At 72.6% G+C, this 20,003-nt stretch carries 18 protein-coding genes; 6 read left to right on the forward strand and 12 right to left on the reverse strand.

The window, feature by feature from the left end:
• The first annotated feature begins 16 nt into the window (after window positions 1-16).
• The gene (locus ACFKCF_RS57255; protein WP_394505367.1) at window positions 17-1,096 is read left to right on the forward strand and encodes a hypothetical protein; all 1,080 of its coding nucleotides are present in this window, start codon (window positions 17-19) and stop codon (window positions 1,094-1,096) included.
• Window positions 1,097-1,164: 68 nt separating this feature from the next.
• Window positions 1,165-2,394 carry an epoxide hydrolase family protein gene (locus ACFKCF_RS57260; RefSeq protein ID WP_394505369.1) on the forward strand — a complete coding sequence of 410 codons (1,230 nt, stop codon included), beginning with the start codon at window positions 1,165-1,167 and terminating at the stop codon, window positions 2,392-2,394.
• Window position 2,395: 1 nt separating this feature from the next.
• Here ACFKCF_RS57260 and ACFKCF_RS57265 read toward each other — a convergent pair whose 3' ends face one another.
• Window positions 2,396-3,271 carry a dioxygenase gene (locus ACFKCF_RS57265; RefSeq protein ID WP_394505371.1) on the reverse strand — a complete coding sequence of 292 codons (876 nt, stop codon included), beginning with the start codon at window positions 3,269-3,271 and terminating at the stop codon, window positions 2,396-2,398.
• Window positions 3,272-3,276: 5 nt separating this feature from the next.
• On the reverse strand, window positions 3,277-4,653 hold the full coding sequence (locus ACFKCF_RS57270) for a M28 family peptidase (protein WP_394505400.1): 1,377 nt from the start codon (window positions 4,651-4,653) through the stop codon (window positions 3,277-3,279).
• A gap of 76 nt (window positions 4,654-4,729) precedes the next feature.
• Here ACFKCF_RS57270 and ACFKCF_RS57275 point away from each other — a divergent pair, with 76 nt between their 5' ends.
• Entirely contained in the window at window positions 4,730-5,557 is an 828-nt protein-coding gene (locus tag ACFKCF_RS57275) for an alpha/beta hydrolase family protein (RefSeq protein ID WP_394505373.1), read from the forward strand.
• A gap of 59 nt (window positions 5,558-5,616) precedes the next feature.
• On the opposite strand, the gene ACFKCF_RS57280 is transcribed toward ACFKCF_RS57275, so the two are convergent.
• The 10 genes from ACFKCF_RS57280 to ACFKCF_RS57325 are packed head-to-tail and all read right to left on the reverse strand — an operon-like array spanning window position 5,617 to window position 15,912.
• A complete protein-coding gene (locus ACFKCF_RS57280; protein WP_394505375.1) occupies window positions 5,617-6,567 on the reverse strand; it encodes a phosphotriesterase in 951 nt (316 codons plus the stop codon).
• Entirely contained in the window at window positions 6,564-7,787 is a 1,224-nt protein-coding gene (locus ACFKCF_RS57285; protein ID WP_394505377.1) for an FAD-dependent oxidoreductase, read from the reverse strand. The genes ACFKCF_RS57280 and ACFKCF_RS57285 overlap by 4 nt, the downstream gene beginning before the upstream one ends.
• Window positions 7,784-8,476: an SDR family NAD(P)-dependent oxidoreductase gene (locus ACFKCF_RS57290; protein WP_394505379.1), complete on the reverse strand. Its 693-nt coding sequence runs from the start codon at window positions 8,474-8,476 to the stop codon at window positions 7,784-7,786. The genes ACFKCF_RS57285 and ACFKCF_RS57290 overlap by 4 nt, the downstream gene beginning before the upstream one ends.
• Window positions 8,473-9,237 carry a sugar isomerase domain-containing protein gene (locus ACFKCF_RS57295; protein ID WP_394505381.1) on the reverse strand — a complete coding sequence of 255 codons (765 nt, stop codon included), beginning with the start codon at window positions 9,235-9,237 and terminating at the stop codon, window positions 8,473-8,475. The genes ACFKCF_RS57290 and ACFKCF_RS57295 overlap by 4 nt, the downstream gene beginning before the upstream one ends.
• Complete coding sequence (locus ACFKCF_RS57300) at window positions 9,234-10,103, reverse strand: ROK family protein (RefSeq protein WP_394505383.1); 870 nt, start codon at window positions 10,101-10,103, stop codon at window positions 9,234-9,236. Before ACFKCF_RS57300 ends, ACFKCF_RS57295 begins: the two co-directional genes overlap by 4 nt.
• The gene (locus ACFKCF_RS57305) at window positions 10,100-12,127 is read right to left on the reverse strand and encodes a GH36-type glycosyl hydrolase domain-containing protein (RefSeq protein ID WP_394505385.1); all 2,028 of its coding nucleotides are present in this window, start codon (window positions 12,125-12,127) and stop codon (window positions 10,100-10,102) included. The genes ACFKCF_RS57300 and ACFKCF_RS57305 overlap by 4 nt, the downstream gene beginning before the upstream one ends.
• Window positions 12,124-12,924, reverse strand: coding sequence for a carbohydrate ABC transporter permease (locus ACFKCF_RS57310; protein ID WP_394505387.1), 801 nt, complete (start codon window positions 12,922-12,924; stop codon window positions 12,124-12,126). The genes ACFKCF_RS57305 and ACFKCF_RS57310 overlap by 4 nt, the downstream gene beginning before the upstream one ends.
• A complete protein-coding gene (locus ACFKCF_RS57315; protein ID WP_394505389.1) occupies window positions 12,921-13,838 on the reverse strand; it encodes a carbohydrate ABC transporter permease in 918 nt (305 codons plus the stop codon). The genes ACFKCF_RS57310 and ACFKCF_RS57315 overlap by 4 nt, the downstream gene beginning before the upstream one ends.
• Window positions 13,835-15,121, reverse strand: coding sequence for an ABC transporter substrate-binding protein (locus tag ACFKCF_RS57320; RefSeq protein WP_394505391.1), 1,287 nt, complete (start codon window positions 15,119-15,121; stop codon window positions 13,835-13,837). The genes ACFKCF_RS57315 and ACFKCF_RS57320 overlap by 4 nt, the downstream gene beginning before the upstream one ends.
• A 23-nt stretch (window positions 15,122-15,144) precedes the next feature.
• Window positions 15,145-15,912, reverse strand: a complete 768-nt coding sequence (locus tag ACFKCF_RS57325; protein WP_394505393.1) for a GntR family transcriptional regulator — start codon at window positions 15,910-15,912, stop codon at window positions 15,145-15,147.
• A gap of 195 nt (window positions 15,913-16,107) precedes the next feature.
• On the opposite strand from ACFKCF_RS57325, the gene ACFKCF_RS57330 reads away from it, so the two are divergent.
• The 3 genes from ACFKCF_RS57330 to ACFKCF_RS57340 form a co-directional block, all read left to right on the forward strand.
• The gene (locus ACFKCF_RS57330; protein ID WP_394505395.1) at window positions 16,108-17,835 is read left to right on the forward strand and encodes an ATP-binding protein; all 1,728 of its coding nucleotides are present in this window, start codon (window positions 16,108-16,110) and stop codon (window positions 17,833-17,835) included.
• A 14-nt stretch (window positions 17,836-17,849) separates the two neighbouring features.
• A complete protein-coding gene (locus ACFKCF_RS57335) occupies window positions 17,850-18,989 on the forward strand; it encodes an exonuclease SbcCD subunit D (RefSeq protein WP_394505397.1) in 1,140 nt (379 codons plus the stop codon).
• The coding region (locus ACFKCF_RS57340) for an AAA family ATPase (protein WP_394505399.1) at window positions 18,989-20,003 on the forward strand (1,015 nt) is incomplete at its 3' end. The genes ACFKCF_RS57335 and ACFKCF_RS57340, both read left to right, overlap by 1 nt.

Genomic DNA, 20,003 nt, shown 5'->3' on the forward strand with positions numbered 1-20,003 from the left:
GGGAGACGTTTCTGCCATGACCGCGATGCCATCCCGCGCCCACCTCAACCCTCTTGTACGGAAATATCTGGACGATGAGGGCGCCGAGGTGGAGTCCATCCGAGTGGAGCCGATCGACCACACGTCCGGCACCCCGTCCACCGGCAGCCTGCGCCGGGTCAGCGGCACGACCACGTGCGGGCGCACCTGGTCCTTCTTCGTCAAATCCCTCCATTCCGCCCGGCACTGGGTGAACATCGACGTGATCCCCGAGCCCGCCCGCACGGAGTTCGTCGCCGGGTTCCCGTGGCGGACCGAGGCCGACGTGTACACCTCCGGCCTGCCGCTCCCGCCCGGGCTTCGGCTGCCCCGCCTCTTCCTGGCCGACGACCTCGGCGACGAACGCCTCGACCTGTGGCTGGAGGACGTCCGCACCGCCCCCGGGGAGTGGGATCTGACCAGGTACGCCGCCGCGGCCCGCGCGCTGGGCCGGCTCGCCGGGCTGCGCCCCGCCGACGGCTCCCGCCCCCGTACGGCGCTGCGGACCTACGTCGGCCAGCTGCTCATGCAACACGCGCTGCCCATCCTGCGCGACCCCGCCTTCTGGCGGCACCCCCTCGTCGCCGCGCACGCCGACCCTCTCCTGCAGATGGACCTGGACACCCTGGCCCGCCGCATCCCCGCCCTGCTCGCGGCCGCGGACCGCCTGCCCCACACCATGGCGCACGGCGATGCCGGGCCCCAGAACCTCCTCGTCCCCGCCGACGAGCCCGGCCGGTTCGTGGCGATCGACTGGGGCTGGCAGGACCCGGTGCCGATCGGCTTCGACCTCGGCCAGCTGCTCGTGGGCCTGGCGCACGACGGCCTGACCGAGCCCGGCGAGCTGCCCGTGATCCATCGGACGATCCTGGCCGCGTACCAGCGGGGCCTGGCCGACGAGGGCGTGCCCGCCGACCACGCCACGGCCGGGTACGTCACCACGCTGGTCCTGCGCAGCGCCTTCACCGCGATCCCCGCCGAGCGCCTCGGCGAGCCGGTCACCGGCGACCTGCGCGAGCTGTTCCGCAAGCGCGTCGGCCTGGCCCGCTTCATCGCCGACCTCGGCCTCGCGCTCTGATACATCACGAATTTAAATAAATCTCTGATATATTTTCGCCGTCGATGACCGCTGCGCAGGAGACGACGATGAGCGACGAAGCCCGGAGCCCGCTGGAGCCGGAGCCGATCCACGTGCCCGACGACGTGCTCGCCGATCTCCGGCGGCGCCTGGAGCTGACCCGCTGGCCGGACGACGTGGGCAACGACGACTGGCGCTACGGCGTCAACCGGGCCTATCTGCAGGAGCTCGTCGGCTACTGGCACACCGGCTACGACTGGCGCAAGGCCGAGGCCGCGATCAACGCCTACGAGCACTACCGCGTCACGGTCGACGGCGTCCCCGTGCACTTCATGCGCAAGCCCGGCGTGGGGCCGCGCCCGACGCCGCTCATCCTGACCCACGGCTGGCCGTGGACGTTCTGGCACTGGTCCAAGGTCATCGACCCGCTGGCCGACCCCGGCGCGCACGGCGGCGACCCGGCCGAGGCCTTCGACGTCATCGTCCCCTCGTTCCCCGGCTTCGGCTTCTCCACGCCGCTGCCGGACCACCCGGACATGAACTTCTGGAAGGTCGCCGACCTCTGGCACACCCTCATGACCCGGGTCCTCGGCCACGAGAGGTACGCCGCCGCCGGCTGCGACGTCGGAGCCCTGGTCACGGGCCAGCTCGGCCACAAGTACGCCGCCGAGCTGCACGGCATCCACATCGGCTCCGGGCAGAAGCTCACGCTGTTCAACGGCGACCGGGCCTGGGACCTCAGCGGCGGGCAGCCCATCCCCGACGGCCTGCCCGCCGACGTCCACGCCCGGATCGTCGCCCTCGACAGGCGTTTCGCCGTCCACCTCGCCGCCCACGTCCTGGCCCCGAGCACCCTCGCCTACGGCCTGACCGACTCGCCCGCCGGAATGCTCGCCTGGATCCTGGAGCGCTGGGTCAGCTGGAGCGACCACGGCGGCGATCCGGAGTCGGTCTTCACCAAGGACGACCTGCTCACCCACGCCATGATCTTCTGGGTGAGCAACTCGATCGGCACCTCGATCCGCACGTACGCCAACAACAACCGCTACCCCTGGACGCCCTCGCACGACCGGCAGCCGCCCGTCGAGGCCCCGACCGGCATCACGTTCGTCGGTCACGAAAACCCGCCCGGCGTCACCACCGACCAGCGCGTCCGCCACTTCGCCGGCAGCGACCGCGGCGCCTGGTACAACCACGTCAACCTGACCGTCCACGACCGCGGCGGCCACTTCATCCCGTGGGAGATCCCCGGGGAGTGGGTCGACGACCTGCGGCGCACGTTCCGCGGCCGCCGGTAGGTCACCGGCTCTCGCGCAGCCGGAGCTCCACGTGCGCGTGGCGGAACGGGACGGGCATGCCGTACGCCGCCGCCAGTTCGGCGTCCTCGGCGCGGACGAAGTCCAGCACCAGGCTGTCCTTGACGCCGAACACCGCGTCCGAGTCGAGGTAAGGGGACTCGGAGACGAACACGTGCGTGGTGAGCGGCGCGTGACCGGCGGCGCCGGCGATGAAGTGGATGTGCGCGGGCCGGTAGGGGTGGCGGCCCGACGCCGCCAGGAGCTGCCCGACCGGCCCGTCGTCGGGGATCGGGTACGGGGCCGGAAGGATCGTGCGGAACGCGAAACGCCCCTGGTCGTCGCAGGTGAACAGGCCGCGCAGGTGCCCGGTGGGGACGTCGTCCCGCTGGACGTCGTAGAAACCCTTCTCGTCGGCCTGCCAGACGTCCACGACCGCGCCCGCGAGGGGGTGACCGCCGGCCGCGAGCACCTGCCCGGTGACGAGCGTCGGCTCGCCGCCGGGCGCCAGGCAGATCGCGTCGCCGAGCCGCCGCGGCGGGGAGTCGACCATGTGGAACGGCCCCAGGACGGTGGAGTCCGTGGCCCCGGCGGGCGCCCGGTTGGCCATGGTGTCGACGAGCATCGACAGGCCGAGCACGTCGGACAGCAGGACGAACTCCTGGCGGGTGCCGTCGCAGGTCTGCCCGGTCCTGGTGAGGAAGCCGACGGCCGCGTCCAGCTCGGCCTGGGTGAGCTCGACGTCCTTGGCGAAGGCGTGCAGGTGACGGACGAGGCTGGTGAGGACCTGCCGCAGCCGGGCGTCATGGGCGCCGGCGAACGACGCCGCGACGACGTCCTCGGAACGCTCTTCGGAGAACCGAACGGGAGTCTGTGACATCGTGATCACGTCCTGGCGGCGTTGGGGCGTTGTCCCCCAGCATGACCATGGTCGGCGGGGCGCCGCCACCCGGACCCGGTGGCGCGCAGGTCCGCGGGAGTCCACCCGGCGGTGCCCGCCACGATCCGGACGGCCGCGCGGGCCAGCGGCTCCAGCCCCGCCACGTCGATCTTGTCGATCGTGTCGGCCGAGTCGAACAGGTACATCGGCGCCGACAGGAAGTGCACCAGCGGCACCCCCTCGGGGTGGAAGAACGCGCCGTCCGTCGGCGGCATCGGCGAGAACACGTCCGGTGGCAGGACGAACGACCGCCGCAGGTCCTCCGCCTCCAGCGTCGCGGCGACCAGTCTCTCCAGCTGGGGAGCTCGCGTCGTGAACCACCATCTGACCTCGGGCTCGGCGGTCGGCACGAGCGTGCCGTCCACCGCCTCGCAGCGGAGCGCGGCGTGCTCCAGGTGCAGTTGGAGCACCACGCCGGCCAGCTCCGGCCGGTGGCGGTCGATGAAGGCGCGGGTGCCCGCCGCGTGGGCCATGTGGCCGGAGGTGAGGAGGAACGTCAGGTTGTGCGGGCGCTCCTCGGCCGGGACTCGGGCCCAGTGGCGGGCGGTGGCCAGGACGAGGGCCAGGCCGGAGGCGTCCTCCACGGCCGAGGCCCACGGGGCGTCGTGGTGCGAGGCGACGATGACCGTGTGCGGCGAGCTGCCGGGGAGGGTGGCGATTACGTTGTGGGTGATCACGGTGTCGGTGGCGGACTCGGCGATCAGCTCGCCCTCGCACGGGAGGCGGGCCAGGAGCCGGCGGGCGTCCGTCCCGGACAGCCACAGCGCGGGGATGGGGCGCTCGACCGCGTCGTACGGCACGTAGTAGTCGCGGGTCTCCCACGGGAGGCCGGTCAGCGCGCCGACGAAGCCCGCGGCCCCGGCGGCCAGGGCGGGCTCGACGACCTCCATCATCCGCGGGCCGAACGGGATCGTCTGGACGAGGGTGTCGAAGACGCCCTCGGGGTCGTACGCCGAGGTGGCGAGCGTCTTGACGTATGACTGCGGCAGCTCGCTGAAGGTCACCTCGTCCACGACGATGTCGCCCGGCCGGGCGTCGGCGAGCCGCGCGATCCGCCCCCGCAGGCCGCCGGTCGGCGCGGTGTGGGGCAGCGGCAGGCCGGTCCACGAGGTGCCGTCGTCGAGGCGCAGCAGCCCGGTGCCCGGCTGCCAGCGCGGCACCTCGACCGGTTCGAGCGTGACCTCCAGGCCGAACTCCGACAGGCGCTCCGCCAGCCACCGCTCGGTCCACGCGTCCGCCGGGTAGCCGGGGCGGCGGACGCCCTGCCCCACGACGGTCTCGATCCAGCCCAGCATCTCCGCCGCGGAGGGCACGTGCTCCATGGCCACGATCCAACCATTGACACGACCCACTTGTGAAGCGAGAGTTTCGGTCATCCGTACAAATTGTGGAGGCTGTATGAAGTTCGTCGTGGCCGCCGTCGCGCTCGTGCTCGGGCTCCTGGCCAGGCCCGCCCAGGCCGCGGACACCATCGAGGCGCACTACAAGGTCGCGGGCGCGTGGACGGTCACGACCGCCGACGCGCCCGGATACAAGCTCTACTACCCGGCCGACCTCGGGGCGGGCGGCTTCAAGCACCCGATCATCACCTGGGGCAACGGGACCAACGCGGTGCCCACGCAGTACCCGGGGCTGCTCAACCAGCTGGCCTCCTGGGGGTTCGCCGTGGTCGCCTCCACCGACACCACGACGGGCACCGGGTCCGAGATGATCGCCGCCGCCCAGTACCTGATCGACCGGAACACCGACAGCTCCAGCGTCCTCTACGGCAAACTCGACGTGACCAAGGTCGGGGCGGTCGGCCACTCCCAGGGCGCGGGCGGTTCGGTGAACAGCGCCACCAAGTCCGGGGGCCTCATCGACACCGTCGTCCCCATCGCGCTGCCCGCCCCGATCTGGGTGAGCGCCGGCGACGCGTTCCACGTGGACCAGCTGACCTGCCCCGTGCTGTTCGTCAGCGGGTCGAGCGACACGATCATCTCCCCCAACTCGGCGCTGCAGACGTACTACGGCCAGGTCCCGGGCGCGGCGGCGAAGGCGCTGCTCAAGGGCGCCGGCCACAACACGATCCAGGGCACGGGCGGCGGCTTCCTCGGCTACGTGACGGCGTGGCTGATGTACCAGCTGCAGGGCGACACGTACGCGCGCGGCGCCTTCGCGGGCACCTCCCCCGAGATCAACACCAACGCCAACTGGCAGAACCAGGTCGAGAAGAACCTGCCTTGAGGCAACCGGACGGCGCGCGCGACCATGCGTCCCGCGGACGTCATCGCCGCCGCGCGCGCCTAACGGCCCGGCCGCAGCGCGAAGGCGGCACGCGGATTGGCGATCAGCGCGGCCTTGGCCGCCTCGCCGAGCCCCTCCGCCTCCAGCCGCGGCACGAACCGCTCCAGCAGGTACGTCAGCCCCGGCCCGCCGCCCAGCCCCGGCCAGTACGACCGCCGCGCCAGGTCCATGCCGAACAGCAGCCGATGTCCCAGCCCGCGCCCGGCCAGCTCGGCGACGAGCGCGACGATCTCGCTGTCAGGCCCGTACTTGATCCGCCCAGGGCGGTCGAAGGCCAGGTACGCCCCTCTCTCCGCCAATGACGTGAGATACCCGGCGTCGGGATTGTGGTCGATGTGCCCGAGCACCACCCGATCGGCCGCCACGCCGTGGGAGGCCAGCGCGTCCAGCAGCTCGTGCCCCATCGTGCCCTTGTCGCAGTGGGTGACGACCGGCACCCCGGTGCGCAGGGCGGCCGCGGCCACCGCGCCGCCCAGCCGCTCCACCCCGCGCCCGAACGCGTGGTACGAGGTGGCGATCTTGATGGCCCCCGCCCGCGCCGTCGACCGCCTCATCAGCGGCCCGACCAGCCCGTACTCGTCCATGCCGAGCTCGATCTCGGCCGCCAGCAGCTCGGCGATCTCCTCGGTGGAGTAGCGGTGCAGCCAGTGGGCGTCGCTGTAGTAGGTGCTCTTGTGGAAGCCGGTCACCGCGATCACGTGCAGCCCGGTCCGCTCGGCCAGCGCCTTCATCAGCGACGGGCTGCGGCCGAACCCGAGCGGCGTCATCTCGACCACCGCCGACAGCCCGAGCCGCCGGGCCGCCGTCACCTCGGCGACGGCCGCGTCCAGGGAGTCGAGCCGGTAGTCAGGCTCGTTGCGGACGGGCCAGTCACCGGTCATGAAAAAGTGCTCATGCGCATAGGTGACGCCGATCTCCTCGACGTCCCCCAGCACCGTGCGAACCGTCACAGGAGCGCTCCTTCCTCACGCAACCGGGCGCGCAGCAGCTCCACGTCCACCGCCGCGGGCTCCACCCCGGCCTGTACGGCCAGCGCCGCCGCCGTCCCGGCCGCCTGCCCCATCGCCATGCACTGCCCCATCGACCGGGCCGAGGCGTGCGCGTCGTGCGTGGCCGACAGGCACCGCCCCGCGACGATCAGCCCGTCGACCTCGACCGGCAGCAGGCACCGGTACGGGATCCCGTAGGTCCCGTAGTCGTGCACGTACTCCCACCGGGTGGCCGCCCCGGCGGCGTGGTCCTCGATGGGGGCACCGCACCGGGCGATCGTGTCGGGAAAATCCCTCCCGGCCAGCACATCATCAGAAGTCAGGACATATCGCCCCACGAGGCGCCGGGACTCCCGCACCCCGATCCGTACGGACGTGCCCAGCAGCACCGCCGACTCGTACCCCGGCACCTTGGCCCGCAGGAAGCGGACGTACTCCCGCACCTGCGCACGTCCCTCACGTTCGGCACGCGACAGCTCGAACGGGTCGGTCGGGTCGAGCCCGCTCACTCTGGTCAGGTTGGTGTGCACGATCCCGTCGTTGACGGTCCTGTGCACGGAGCCCTCGCGCCTGGGCAGGTCGGCGTCGGCCATCAGCGCGTGCAGCTCGGCCGTGCTGGTGGCCGAAAGATCCACCCCGCCCAGCCGGAACGTGGCCGTCATCGGCTGCGAGCGCATGCTCGGCCGCTCCAGCGTGGCCCCGGCCCGCCAGGCCACCTCGCCGTCGCCCGTCGCGTCCACGACCACCGGGGCCCTGACCAGGAAGCGGCCGGCCACGGTCTCCACCTCCACCCCGGCCCCCGGCACGTAAGCGCACACCCGCGCGTGCAGCAGCACGCCGGCGCCGGAGGTGAGCTCGTCCCAGACCAGCTTGAGCTCCTCCGGCTCGTACGTGACGCCGGTGCCGGCCCCGTACGTGTTGGGCCGCTCGAAGGCGGCTCCGGCGGACAGGAGCCGTTCGCACACCTCCCAGCCGATCCCGCCGACGACCCGCCGCGAGACCGGGCCTGGGGCGTAGAAGCCGTAGAACGTGTCGAGCACGGCGACGCCGGTGCCGCCGAGGAAGCCCGCAGGCTCCACCAGCAGGCACGACGCGCCGGCGCGGACCGCCGCCACGGCCGCCGCGCACCCGGCGCTGCCGCCGCCGGCGACGACCACATCACCTTCCCACAGGACGTTCACCGCAGATGCCACCCTCCGTCGACGGGAATGACCGCGCCCGTGGTCCGCCCCGACGAGGGCGAGAGCAGCCACAGCACGGCCTGCGCGACCTCCTCCGGCCGGCAGGGGCTCGCGCCGAGGGGCATCAGCGCGGGCATCCTGGCCTGGACGGCGGCGGACGTGCGAGCGCGGACGCTCATCGGCGTGGCCACGAGGCCGGCCGAGACCAGGTTGACCCGCACCCCGCGCGGCGCGGCCTCGCGCGCGGCGGTCCTGATCAGCGGGATCAGCGCGCCCTTGGCCGAGGCGTAGGCCACGGTGCGGAAGTCGTCGTCGATCGACGTGCCGAGCGCCGAGCCGATCACCACGATCGACCCGCCCTCGGGCAGCGCGGGGATCGCCGCGCGCAGCAGCCGGAACACCGACTCGTGGTTGACCCGGTGCACCTCATGCCAGGCCTCGTCGGTGCACTCGGCCACGCCGCCGTCGCCGAGCCTGCGGCCGGACATGCCGACCGCGTGCACGACCCCGGCCAGCCCTCCGTGCCGGGCCGTGGCCTGGGCCAGCGCCTTCTCGACCCCGCCGGGCTCGGTGATGTCGATGCCGTCGGCCAGGTCCACGCCGTACGCGCTCTTGCCGGACGCCTCGACCGCCTCCAGGCAGGCGCGGCCGATGCCGCCGTCCGAGCCCGCCACCAGGACGGCGCTCATGGCTTCCGGAGCACGGCGGCGGCGCGGCGGGCGTGTTCGAGATAGGCGGCCTCGAACAGCTCGTCGGAGCGGGGGCCGCCGACGAGCTTGGCGCTGGAGATGACCGGCGGCGTCCAGCCGCCCGCGACCAGCAGCTCGGCCGTGCGGACCTTGATCTCGTTGACCACGGAGACGGCCGCCAGCGTGCTGCCGGGGCCGACCGGCTCGGCCAGCCCCTCGACCTGGCACAGCGCGTCGCCGACCGGGGTGCGCAGGTCGATCACCACGTCGGCGTGGTCGGCCAGCCGGGTGCCACTGGGATGTCCGGGCTCGACGGCCATGGTCTCGTTCATCGAGGTCACGGCCACGACGGACAGGCCCGCCTTGCGCAGGCCCATGGCCATCTCGATGGGCACGGCGTTCAGCCCGCTGACGCTGAAGACGATGGCCGCGTCGCTCGGCCGCAGCTCGAAGTTGGCCAGGATGGCCTCGGCCAGCCCTTCGACGCGTTCGATGAACATGGCCTGCCGCATCCCGTTCGCGCCGGCCACCTGGGTGTAGAAGGTCGTGGACAGGTCGACGATGGGGTGGAAGCCGGGGTAGGAGCCGTAGCGGGGGAACATCTCCTCCACGCCCATCCGCGAATGTCCGGTTCCGAACGTGTGCACCACTCCTCCGCCGAGGATCGCCTCAGAGGCGATGCGAGCGGCTTCGGCAAGGGCATCCTCCTGTGTCCGTTCGATCTCGCCGAGCAGCTCCATGGCGCGGCTTATCCACTTCATCCAGATCTCCTCCCGTAGAGTGCGGCGCCGATGGCCCCCGCCATCGGGCCGAGTACGGCGGGCAGCACCGTGACCTCTCCGATCAGCGGTCGTCTGCGCGCGAGTTCGGTGTGCAGGGTGGATCGCATGAGGTCGAGCGCGCCGGAGACGCCGCCGCCGACGACCGCCGAGCCGACGCCGAAGAACGCCGCCGCGTCGCCCAGCGCCACGCCGAGCGCCCACCCCGCCTGCTCGAACACCTGGACAGCGCGTTCGTCCCCGGCCCTGGCCGCCTCGGCGACCTCCGCCGCAGTGGCCTTCGTCCCGGCTGTCCCCAGGCCATGGGCCCGCACGATGCCCGGCCCGCCGGCGAACGTCTCCACGCAGCCCCGGTTGCCGCAGCAGCAGAGCGGCCCCCAGGGTGAGACCGTGACGTGGCCGATCTCGCCGAGGTTGTCGCGCGGCCCGACGAGGACGGCCCCGCGCAGCGCCACGGCCCCGCCCACGCCGGTGCCGAGCACGGCGAACAGCACGTCGGCCAGACCGCGGGCGGCGCCCAGCGCCAGCTCGGCGCGCGCGAAGGCGCGGGCGTCGTTGACGACGCGGACGGGAACCCCGGTCAGCGCGCGCAGCCGGGTCCCCACGGGGTAGCCGTCCCAGTCACCCGGAGGATTCGGGACGAACAGGGCGGTCCCGGTGTCGCGGTCCACGTGGCCGGGGAGCCCGATCCCAATGGACTCGGCGTGCGGGGCCAGCGAGGCCGCGAGCTTCACCGTCTCGTCGGGGCCGGGCGGTGTGGGCACGGTGCCCGAGCCGGAGACCGCGTCGCCTTCCAGCGTCACCCATTTGGTGTACGTGCCGCCGACGTCGATCCCGAGCGCGGTCACGGCCCGACCTCCAGCGCCCGGGAGGCGAAGCGGGCCCCGCCGCGCGGCCGCCGGAAGGGCTCGACGCCGAGCAGCCGCAGGTAGGCCAGCAGCGGCTGGGAGTGGCTGTGCAGGTTGGCCACCGGGTACGCCTGCATGGCGACGCCGACCTCGGCCAGGTCCCAGGTGCGGCCGGGGCGGCCCGTCTCGGGGGCCAGGTAGGCGTCCGGGCCCGACAGCGTGCCCTCCCAGACGTCCGGGTAGGCGGCCGTGTGCGCGGCCAGAGTCATCCGCCGCCACCAGTCCCAGGCCAGGTCGGGGAGGTGTTCGGCGGCGGCCCAGACGAGCGTCATGTTGATCGCGTACCAGATCGTGCCGACCCCGCCGGGGCCGTAGGCGTCGCGGGCGGGCCAGCGCAGCCGGGCGCCCAAAGGGGAATCGGCGGCGGACGTCTGCTCGATCGTGCGCAGCAGCTCCACGGCCCGCTCGGGCGGGGCGGCCCCGCACAGAATGGCCCAGGGCTGCACCTCCAGCCACAGATCGTCGTCGCCGACGACCGCTCCCGGGCCGTACGCGCGGCGGTACCAGCGCCCGTTCCACTCCCCCGCGACCAGGTCGCGCAGCTCCTCGCCCAGCTTGCGGGCCTCGGCGGCGGTCGCGTCGTCGCCGAGGCGCTCGGCCAGCGTCGCGTAGCGCGGCAGGACCCAGGCGGCCATGGCGGAGTTCAGGACGGACTCGCCCTGGGCGATCATCACCTCGCGGGGCACGCCGCTCTCGGTGATGGCCATGTCGTTCCAGTCGGCGTTGAGGATGCGGACGTGCCCGTGCTCACCCCGCCCGACCACGTCGGCGAAGAACCTGAACTGCCTGCGCAGGTTCTCCCCCAGCGGCACCTCGGGGGCCTCGTGAACCGGGTGGTACGGCACGTCCGCGTGGAAGGCGGCCTCGTCGCCCGTCGCGCCCAGGTACTCGGCGGCCAGCCACAGGGCCCACAGGTTCTGGTCCGACGGGCGGAACAGGTCGGTCCAGGGCCGCTTGTCCGGTCCGAGCGCATAGGGCAGGTCTCCGTCGGGCCCGCCCCACGCGCACGTGTTGCGCAGCACGGACAGCGCCAGATCGGGCTCGATGTAGACGAGCGGGAGCGCGTGCTGGAGCGGATCGCGGGCGGCCCCGTTGAAGCCGTGCCGGAAGGAGTAGCAGGATCCCTGGTCGAGGGTGTGGCCGCCGAGCACGCCGTCGGCGCAGGCCGCGCCGGTGAGCAGGGCCGCGTGCCAGGGGATCTCCCGCTCGGCCTCGGGCGCCCGCGCGGCGGACGCGCGCGGCAGCCGGGCGCGCAGGACCGCCAGGCTCTCCTCGAAGGTCGCGGTCCGGGAGGGGGAACCGGGCGCCGAACCGGAGGCAGGCGCCGGTGCGGGGTCGCCGAGCAAGCCGTAGCGGAGGTCCAGCACCCGCTCCTCGCCCGCCGCCAGCTCCAGCGGGAGCGCGAGCCGTCCGGACCGCGTCCTGGCGCCGCCGATCAGCTCCAGTTCGAGCCCGGGATCGCCGGCGTCGGCGCGACACTCGACCGGGCCGGTGATGAGCTCGACCCGGGCCGCCCTGGCCGCCCACTCCTCGGTCAGCTCCAGCCGGGCCGGCGCGTCGAGCAGGTTGCGCACCCGCAGCCGGATCAGCACCCATGGCTGCTCGCCCTCCGGGCAGAGGACCGTGCGTTCCAGCGCCACCCGCTCGTCGGCCACCCGGACGACGGCGAAGGTCGGCCCGAAGATCCGCTCAGATCCCGAAATATCGCTGGAAAGCTCGCCGACGCGGGTCACGCCGGTCCGCCGGGTGAGCCACAGCAGGCCGGTGTGCTCGTCGAACAGGTCGCTCAGCCCGTAGTTGTCCGACACCAGCGTGATCCGCCGGTTGCCCACGTGCGCGAAGTGCCGCCGCGTGGGCGGGTCCAGCACGGGGTCCCACTCGGCGCGCGGGTCCCGCTCCTGGTCCAGCGTGTACGCGAACGCGGGCAGCCCGTACGCCGTCGTCCACTCCCCGTACGAGCTCATTTGCGCACCCCTCCCAGGGTCAGCCCGGCGACGTAGTAGCGCTGCAGCAGGAACATCAGCGCCAGCGGCGGCACCGCCGTGATCAGCGCGGCGGTGCTGACCAGGCCGATGCTGAAGTCGTACTCGGTCTGCAGCTGCGACAGCCCCACGGGCAGCGGCCACAGCCCCGGGTTGTTGGCCACGATGAGCGGCCAGAGCAGGTTGTCCCACTGCGCGAGGAACTGCAGCAGGAAGAGCGTCAGCAGCGCGGGCCGCAGCAGGGGCACGCCGATGCGGGCGAAGATGCGCAGCTCGCTCGCCCCGTCCACCCGCGCGGACAGCAGCAACTCGCGCGGCAGCGCCAGGGCGAACTGGCGGACCAGGAACACCCCGAAGGCGCTCATCATGAACGGCACGATCATGCCCTGGAAGGTGTCGATCCAGCCCAGCGCCTTGACGATGAGGTACATCGGCACGAGCACCACGATCGGCGACAGCGACAGCGTCCCCACGATCACCGCGAACAGCGCGCGGCTGCCGGGGAAGCGGAGCTGCGCGAGCGCGTACCCGGCCGCGGCGGACAGGATCACCTCGAGGACCGCGATGCCGAGTGAGAGGATCAGGCTGTTGCGCAGGTAGAGCGGGAAGCCGCCCTGGCCGAACAGCTGCGCCACGTGCGCGCCCAGCTGGGAGGCGTCGAACGACAGCCCGCCGAGGTCGCTCGCGTCCGAGGCCGAGGAGAGCGCGACCATCGCGTACACCGGCAGCAGCATGACGGCCACGACCAGCGTCAGCACGGTCCCGCGTAAGACCTTCACCCGTCATCGCCTCCCCGCAGCACGCGGAACTGCGCGACCGACAGCGCCAGCATGGCCACCAGCAGCACCATCGCGATCGCCGACGCGTACCCCATGCGCTCGAACGTGAAGCCGGTCGCCCACATGTACAGCGGCAGCACCTCGGTCGCGCCCGCCGGGCCGCCCTTGGTCAGCAGGAAGGCCGGCACGAACGACTGCATCGCCCCGACCACCGCGATGACCAGCACGAACAGCAGCGTGCGGCGCAGCAGCGGCAGCGTGATGCGGAAGAAGATCCGCACCGGCCCCGCCCCGTCGAGCCCGGCGGCCTCGAAGACGCTCAGCGGCAGCCCCTGCAGGCCCGCGGTCAGGATGATCACGAACAGGCCGAGGTGCTTCCACGTCGTCATGATCACCAGGGCCCAGAGCGCCAGGCCCTCGTCGGTCAGCCACGGCTTCGGCTGCGCGCCGGCCAGCCCGATCAGCGCGTTGGCCAGGCCGTCCTCGGCGAAGATCACCGACCAGGTCAGCGACGTGGCCACCAGCGGCATCGCGGCCGGGATCATGATCAGCCCGCGGAGAAAGGCGTTGTAGCGGCCCGGCTTGCTCAGCGGCACGGCGATCGCCAGGCCGAGCACGATCGAGGGCACCACGGAGCCGGCGGTGTAGACGGCGGTGACCCTGGCCGAGTTCCAGAAGCCGGGGTCCTCCAGCATCCTGCGGTAGTTGTCCAGGCCCGTCCATTCGGGGGCGCCGGCGAGGTCGTAGCTGGTGAAGCTGAGGTAGACCGCCGACACGAACGGCACGACCCAGAAGAGCAGGAAGTACAGGGCGGCGGGCAGGGACAGCAGGGCGCCGGTGCGCGCCTCCGCCCAGCGCTGCCCCTTGCCCGAGACCCGCGCGACGCGGGGCGCGATCCCCAGCGACAGCGTCATAGGGCGATCCGCATCGCCTGGTCGAAGTCGGCCGCGGCCTGCTCGGGCGTCTTCTTGCCGAACGCCACCGCGTCGCCGGCGTCGGTGAGCGCCTTGGCCATCTCGTTCCAGACGGGCGTCTGCGGGCCGAAGTCGGCGTGCGGGGCGGCGGCGGCCATGATGTCGATGGCCTTCTGGTCGGCCCCGGGCAGCTTCTCCCAGCCCTTGACCGGGGTGAGCAGGCTGGCGTCCTTGAGCTGCTTGGCGGCGACGTCCTCGCGCTGGAGGTAGTCGATGAAGTGCCAGGCGGTGTACTGGAGCTTGGACTTCTGGGCGACCGCCCAGCCCCAGGTGTAGGCGGGCGCGACCGGCTGTCCCGACTCCCAGCGGGGCATCGGCGCGATGTCGAAGCCCTTGCCGAAGGTCAGCTTGGGGTTCAGCGTCGGGAACAGGTCCATCGCGAACAGCCCGGACACCAGCATGGCCGCCTCACCGGTGGCGAACAGCCCGAACCCGGACAGCGGGTTCGACAGCTTCGGGTTGCCCAGGCTGCCGTAGTAGCGCAGCGCCTCGACCCCGGCGTCCGAGGCGAGCGTGGCCTTGGTGGCGTCGGGGCTGAGTATCGTGCCGCCCTTGCCCTTGACCAGGGCCAGCAGCTGCATCAGCGTCCACTGCGGGCTGCCCAGGATCCACTGCAGGCCCACCTTCCTGCCGTCGGCCGAGGTCAGCCGCTTGCTGTATTCGGCGACCTCCTCCCAGGTGGTGGGCGGCTTGTCCGGGTCGAGCCCTGCTTCGGCGAACCGGTCCTTGCGGTAGTAGAGGTAGCAGATCGTGTAGTCGATGGGGACGCCGTACAGCTTGCCCTCGTACGACAGCGAGCCGATCGCGTGCTCGTCGTACGCCTGGACCAGCGCCTTCTCGTCGGCCACGCCCATGGCCTTGGGGATGATCGGGGCGAGCCGGCCCTTGCGCGCGTGGCCCGGGATCGTCCAGCCGCCGATCTTGACCAGGTCGGGCGGGACGTCGCCGGCGAACGCGGTCAGCAGCTTGGCGTCGAGCTTGTCGACCGGCACGTACAAGGGGGTGATGTCGACGCCGCCGAACTCCTGCATGTAGCTGCGCAGCAGCGGGTTGAAGACCTTGTCGTACGCCTTGGTCTGGTGCAGCCAGACGGAGAGTCTTCCGCGCGGCACCCCGTCGGCGGGGACCGGGGCGGCCGGTTCCGAGCCGCAGGCGGCGAGCAGGCCGGACGCCGTCGCGAGGGTGGCGGTTCTGAGCAGGGCACGGCGGGTCAACCTGGTCATGCTCGACCTCCCGGTATGGGGGTTTACTGGCCCATGAGAGCGTTGTTGGGGTCGTTGAGCTCCACGGAGAACACGGTGAGATCGCCGCGGGCGTGACGGATGGTGTATTCGAGGGCGATCCCGCTCTCGGTGCACGTGCTGCGGGCGGTGGCCAGCAGGGCCGCGGCCATGGGCACGCGCAGCAGCTCGGCGAGCCGGTAGTCGGCGTTGACCGCGCCGATCGTCTCCCGGCCGCTCGCTGGGGTCAGGCCGTACTTGGTGCGCAGCAGGTCGTAGAGCGAGCCGGTCAGGTCCTCGTCGAGGATGCCGGGGACCAGCTCCACGGGCAGGTGGGCGCTCTCCAGCATGCAGGGCACGCCGTCGAGCAGGCGCAGCCGCTCGACGAAGACGATCTCCTGGTCCTCCCGCACGCCGAGCGCGGCGGCGGCGTCGGGCCCGGCCTGCTGGAGGTGGGCCTTGAGCAGCCGAGTCGCGGGCTTGCGGCCCAGCCGCGCCATCGTCTCGGTGAACCCGACCGGCCGCGATCCCAGCTCGGGGGCCACGGCCTGCGGCGCGGTGTAGGTGCCGCTCCCCTGCCGGGCCACCAGCAGCCCTTCCTGGACCAGGTCGCCGATCGCCCGCCGGGCCGTCGCCCTGCTCACGCCCGCGTAGACCATCAGGTCCTTCTCCGCGGGGATCATCGTGTCGGGCTCGCAGTCGCGGATCACCGCCCGCAGGCGCTCGCGCAGCTGGTAGTAGAGCGGCACCGCGGCTGACGGGTCGAGCGCCAGCCTGCGTTCCCAGTCGGTCATGACGTCTCCGCCTCAGTTGTACGGACGACCGTATCTTTTCTGCTCACCGAGCTAGTGTCAACCATGTGAGGTGCGAGCCGCTCGCCAGGCGTGAAATGAGCCGGACGCACACCTCGGGCCCACTACGCTCCTTTAGAAGGGCGTTTCGTGGGGGCGGAGGGATGAGTGACGGTCAACGGGGCGGTAAACCATCAGGTGACAGAGGCGGCATCCACGGCGGGTGAGGCCGTCGGGCGGGTGCTCGGCACGCAGGCGGCCTCGCCGCTGTCGTTCTGGGTCGGCCTGGAGCCGGGCAAGGTCGTCCAGCTCGACGACGTGGTGGTGACCAGGCGCGAGGTGCCCGGCCACGGGACCGTGCTCGTGGCGGGCGTGGTGACGACCGTGGAGGCCAGGCACGAGGGCGCCGCGTACGACTCCGACGTCTTCCTGATCGCCGACGGCGCGCTGCCGGCCGCCGTGGTCGAGGTGGCGGAGGTGCGGGTGACGCGGGTCGAGCCGGAGGTGTTCGTGCCGCCGCTGCCCGGCTCCAAGGTCTTCCTGGCCGGCTCGGGCGACCGCGACCAGGCCCTCTACTTCGACGTGATGGACCGCCGGATCCCCCTGGGCATGGGCCGCGACGGCCAGCCGCTGTACGTCAACTTCGACTTCCTCGACGGCACCCGCGGCGCCCACGTGTCGATCTCCGGCGTCTCCGGCGTGGCCACCAAGACCTCCTTCGCGACCTTCCTGCTCTACTCGATCTTCAATTCGGGCGTGCTGGAGGGAGAGGCGGCCAACACCAAGGCGCTGATCTTCTCCGTCAAGGGCGAGGACCTGCTCTTCCTCGACCACGACAACCTGCGGCTCGACGAGCGCGCCAGAGGCGTCTACGCCCGGCTGGGGCTGCCCGCCAAGGCGTTCGGCAGCGTCCACGTCTTCGCCCCGCCCCGGCCCAACGACCCCAACGGCGTGCCGCACGTCTCCGCGCGCACCCAGGGGGTGAGCTCCTTCTACTGGACGCTGGTCGAGTTCTGCCAGGAGGAGCTGCTGCGCTTCGTCTTCGCCGACTCCGACGACGAGCGGGCCGGCTACTCCCTGCTGGTCGGCCAGGTCGCCGCCCGGCTGAAGTCGTGGGCCGAGCCGGTGGGAGACGGCGGCGCGATCATGGTGCGGGGCACGTCCTGCCGTACGTTCACCGACCTCGTCGAACTGCTGTCCGACCAGCTCCAGGACGAGGGCACGCGCGGCGAGTGGACCGGCGCGCAGACGCCGCTCGGCACCGTCAACGCCTTCCTGCGCAGGCTCCGCAGCGCCGTGCGGCCGCTGTCCCCGATCGTCCGTGGCGACCTGCCGTTCTACCGCAACCACTCGGTCCGCACCTCCGACGCGCAGGTGTCGATCGTGGACCTGCACAACCTGCCGGAGCGGGCGCAGCGGTTCGTGGTGGGCGTGGTGCTGCGCGGCGAGTTCCACCGCAAGGAGTCCTCGGGCACGGCCCGGCCGCTGCTGTTCGTGGTGCTGGACGAGCTCAACAAGTACGCCCCGCGCGAGGGCGACTCCCCGATCAAGGAGATCCTGCTCGACGTGGCCGAGCGGGGCCGCTCGCTGGGCGTCATCCTCATCGGCGCCCAGCAGACCGCCTCGGAGGTGGAGCGGCGCATCGTCTCCAACAGCGCCGTACGCGTCGCCGGCCGCCTCGACCCGGCCGAGGCCGCCCGCTCCGAGTACGGCTGGCTGCCCCCGGCCGTCAGGGAGCGCGCCACGATCGCCAAGCCCGGCACCATGTTCGTCGCCCAGCCGGAGATCCCGGTCCCGCTGGCCGTCGCGTTCCCCTTCCCGGCCTGGGCGACCCGGCCGGCCGAGGCCGCGACCGAGCCGGCGAAGGTCTCGGCCGATCCGTTCCAGGGCCTGCCCGGCGTCGAAGAAGACATCCCGCCCTTCTGACCACAGGTGGTTTCGTGAAGATCCTGCACACCGCGGACTGGCACGTGGGCAAGGTGCTCAAGGGCCGCCCCCGCTTCGACGAGCACCGGGACGTGCTGCGCGAGCTGGTCGCCGCCGCCCGCACCCACGACGTCGACGCCGTCATCGTGGCCGGCGACCTGTTCGACACCTCGGCGCCCACGCCCGAGGCCCAGTCGCTGGTGCTCAACGCGCTGATGGCGCTGCGCGGCGACGGCAGGGACGTGGTGGTGCTGGCCGGCAACCACGACAACGCGCAGCTGCTGGAGGTCTACCGGCCGGTGCTGGGCAAGCTGGGCCTGCACGTCATCGGCGCGTTCCGGCGCCCGGACGCGGGCGGCACGCTGGCCTTCACGGCGCGCTCGGGCGAGCCGGTGCGGCTGGCGGTGCTGCCGTTCCTGTCGCACCGCTACGTCGTACGCGCCGCCGAGGTCCTCACCGGCACCGCCGCCGACCACAACCGCGACTACGCCGCCCGCATCGGCGAGCTGATCGGCGCGCTCACCGCCGGCTTCCACGCCGACACCGTCAACCTGGTCACCACCCACGGCACCTTGCCCGGCGGGGCGTTCGGCGGCGGCGAGCGGGAGGCACAGTCGATCTTCTCCTACTACTTCGAGCCGACCGCGTTCCCGCCCGCCACCCAGTACGCCGCCCTCGGCCACCTGCACCGCCGCCAGCAGATCCCCGGCCCGTGCCCGATCTGGTACAGCGGCTCGCCGCTGGCCGTCGACTTCGGCGAGGAGGGCAACACCCCGGGCGCGCTGCTGGTCGAGGTCACGCCAGGCAGGCCCGCCGTGGTGCGGGAGCTGGCGTTCGCCTCGGCGCGGCGGCTGCGCACCGTGCGGGGCACGCTGGAGCAGCTGGAGGCCATCGAGCCGGGCGACGACTGGCTCAAGGTGATCGTGGAGGAGAAACCCCGGGTGGGACTCGCCGACGACGTGCGCGGCCTGCTGAACGGCGCCGTGGACGTGGTCCTGGACGAGCGGTTCCGGCCGGTGCCCGCCACGCGCCGCACCGGCTCGGGCGAGCGCAGCCCGCGCGAGCTGTTCCGCGAATACCTGACCGCCACCGGTCGCCACGACGAGCAGGTGGCCACGCTGTTCGACCGGCTCTACGACGAGGTGACCGGCTGATGCGCCCTCTCCTGCTGCACCTGGACCACTTCGGCAGCTTCCGCGAGCCGGTGACCGTCGACTTCTCCGACACCGAATACTTCGCGCTCGTGGGCCCGACCGGCGCCGGCAAGAGCACCGTCATCGACGCCATCTGCTTCGCTCTCTACGGCACGGTGCCCCGCTGGGGCAGGGAGAACTCCATCGCCCACGCCCTGGCCCCGTCCGTCGCGGCCGGCAAGGTGGCGATGGTGTTCGACAGCAACGGGCGGCGCTTCGGCGTGGCCCGCTCGATGGTCCGCGACGCCAAGGGCGCGGTGCGCACCAAGGAGGCCCGGCTCGACGAGCTCGACCCGGCCGCGCCGCTCGAGCAGGCGTTCGACGCGGTGGTCAAGCCGCTCGCCGAGGGCGAGAACGTCACCCCGGAGGCCCAGCGGGTGACCGGGCTGGAGTACCGGTTCTTCACCCAGTGCGTGGTGCTGCCGCAGGGGCGCTTCGCGGAGTTCCTGCACGCGGCGCCGCGCGAGCGGCAGGACCTGCTGGTGCAGCTGCTCGACGCCGACGTCTACGAGCGGATCAGGCAGAGCGCCGCCCGCGAGGAGGAGGCCGCCAAGCAGGCCGCCTCCTTCGCCCGCGACCAGCTCACCAAGCTGTCCGGCGCGACCGCGGAGGCCGAGCGGGAGCTGACGGAGCGGCTGGAGGCGCTGCGGCGGCTGGCCGAGACCATCGGCGCCGACCTCGACCTGCTGCGGGCCCGCGAGGCCGACATCCGCCGGGCCGAGCAGGAGCTGGCCGCCATGGCCGAGCGCCGGTCGCTGCTGTCGTCGCTGCGCATGCCCGCCGCCGTGCCCACGCTGGCCTCGGCCCGCCGCGCCGCCGCCGAGGCGGTGGAGGCGCTGACCGGCGAGGTGGCCACGCTGGAGGCCGACGACCACGAGGCGTACGAGGCGCTGGCCGCGCTGGGCGACCGGGGTGCGCCACGGGCGGCGCTGGCCGCGCTGGACGCCCGCGAGCGCCTGGCCGCCGACGCCGGCC

This window comes from Nonomuraea sp. JJY05, assembly GCF_043496855.1.
Lineage (GTDB): Bacteria > Actinomycetota > Actinomycetes > Streptosporangiales > Streptosporangiaceae > Nonomuraea.

What these genes read in the sequence shown, in the direction of transcription:
- ACFKCF_RS57255 (WP_394505367.1), top strand. Translation starts at nt 17, where the DNA reads ATGACCGCGATGCCATCCCGCGCCCACCTCAACCCTCTTGTACGGAAA.
- ACFKCF_RS57260 (WP_394505369.1), top strand. Translation starts at nt 1,165, where the DNA reads ATGAGCGACGAAGCCCGGAGCCCGCTGGAGCCGGAGCCGATCCACGTG.
- ACFKCF_RS57265 (WP_394505371.1), bottom strand. Translation starts at nt 3,271, where the DNA reads ATGTCACAGACTCCCGTTCGGTTCTCCGAAGAGCGTTCCGAGGACGTC.
- ACFKCF_RS57270 (WP_394505400.1), bottom strand. Translation starts at nt 4,653, where the DNA reads ATGGAGCACGTGCCCTCCGCGGCGGAGATGCTGGGCTGGATCGAGACC.
- ACFKCF_RS57275 (WP_394505373.1), top strand. Translation starts at nt 4,730, where the DNA reads ATGAAGTTCGTCGTGGCCGCCGTCGCGCTCGTGCTCGGGCTCCTGGCC.
- ACFKCF_RS57290 (WP_394505379.1), bottom strand. Translation starts at nt 8,476, where the DNA reads ATGAGCGCCGTCCTGGTGGCGGGCTCGGACGGCGGCATCGGCCGCGCC.
- ACFKCF_RS57295 (WP_394505381.1), bottom strand. Translation starts at nt 9,237, where the DNA reads ATGAAGTGGATAAGCCGCGCCATGGAGCTGCTCGGCGAGATCGAACGG.
- ACFKCF_RS57305 (WP_394505385.1), bottom strand. Translation starts at nt 12,127, where the DNA reads ATGAGCTCGTACGGGGAGTGGACGACGGCGTACGGGCTGCCCGCGTTC.
- ACFKCF_RS57315 (WP_394505389.1), bottom strand. Translation starts at nt 13,838, where the DNA reads ATGACGCTGTCGCTGGGGATCGCGCCCCGCGTCGCGCGGGTCTCGGGC.
- ACFKCF_RS57320 (WP_394505391.1), bottom strand. Translation starts at nt 15,121, where the DNA reads ATGACCAGGTTGACCCGCCGTGCCCTGCTCAGAACCGCCACCCTCGCG.
- ACFKCF_RS57325 (WP_394505393.1), bottom strand. Translation starts at nt 15,912, where the DNA reads ATGACCGACTGGGAACGCAGGCTGGCGCTCGACCCGTCAGCCGCGGTG.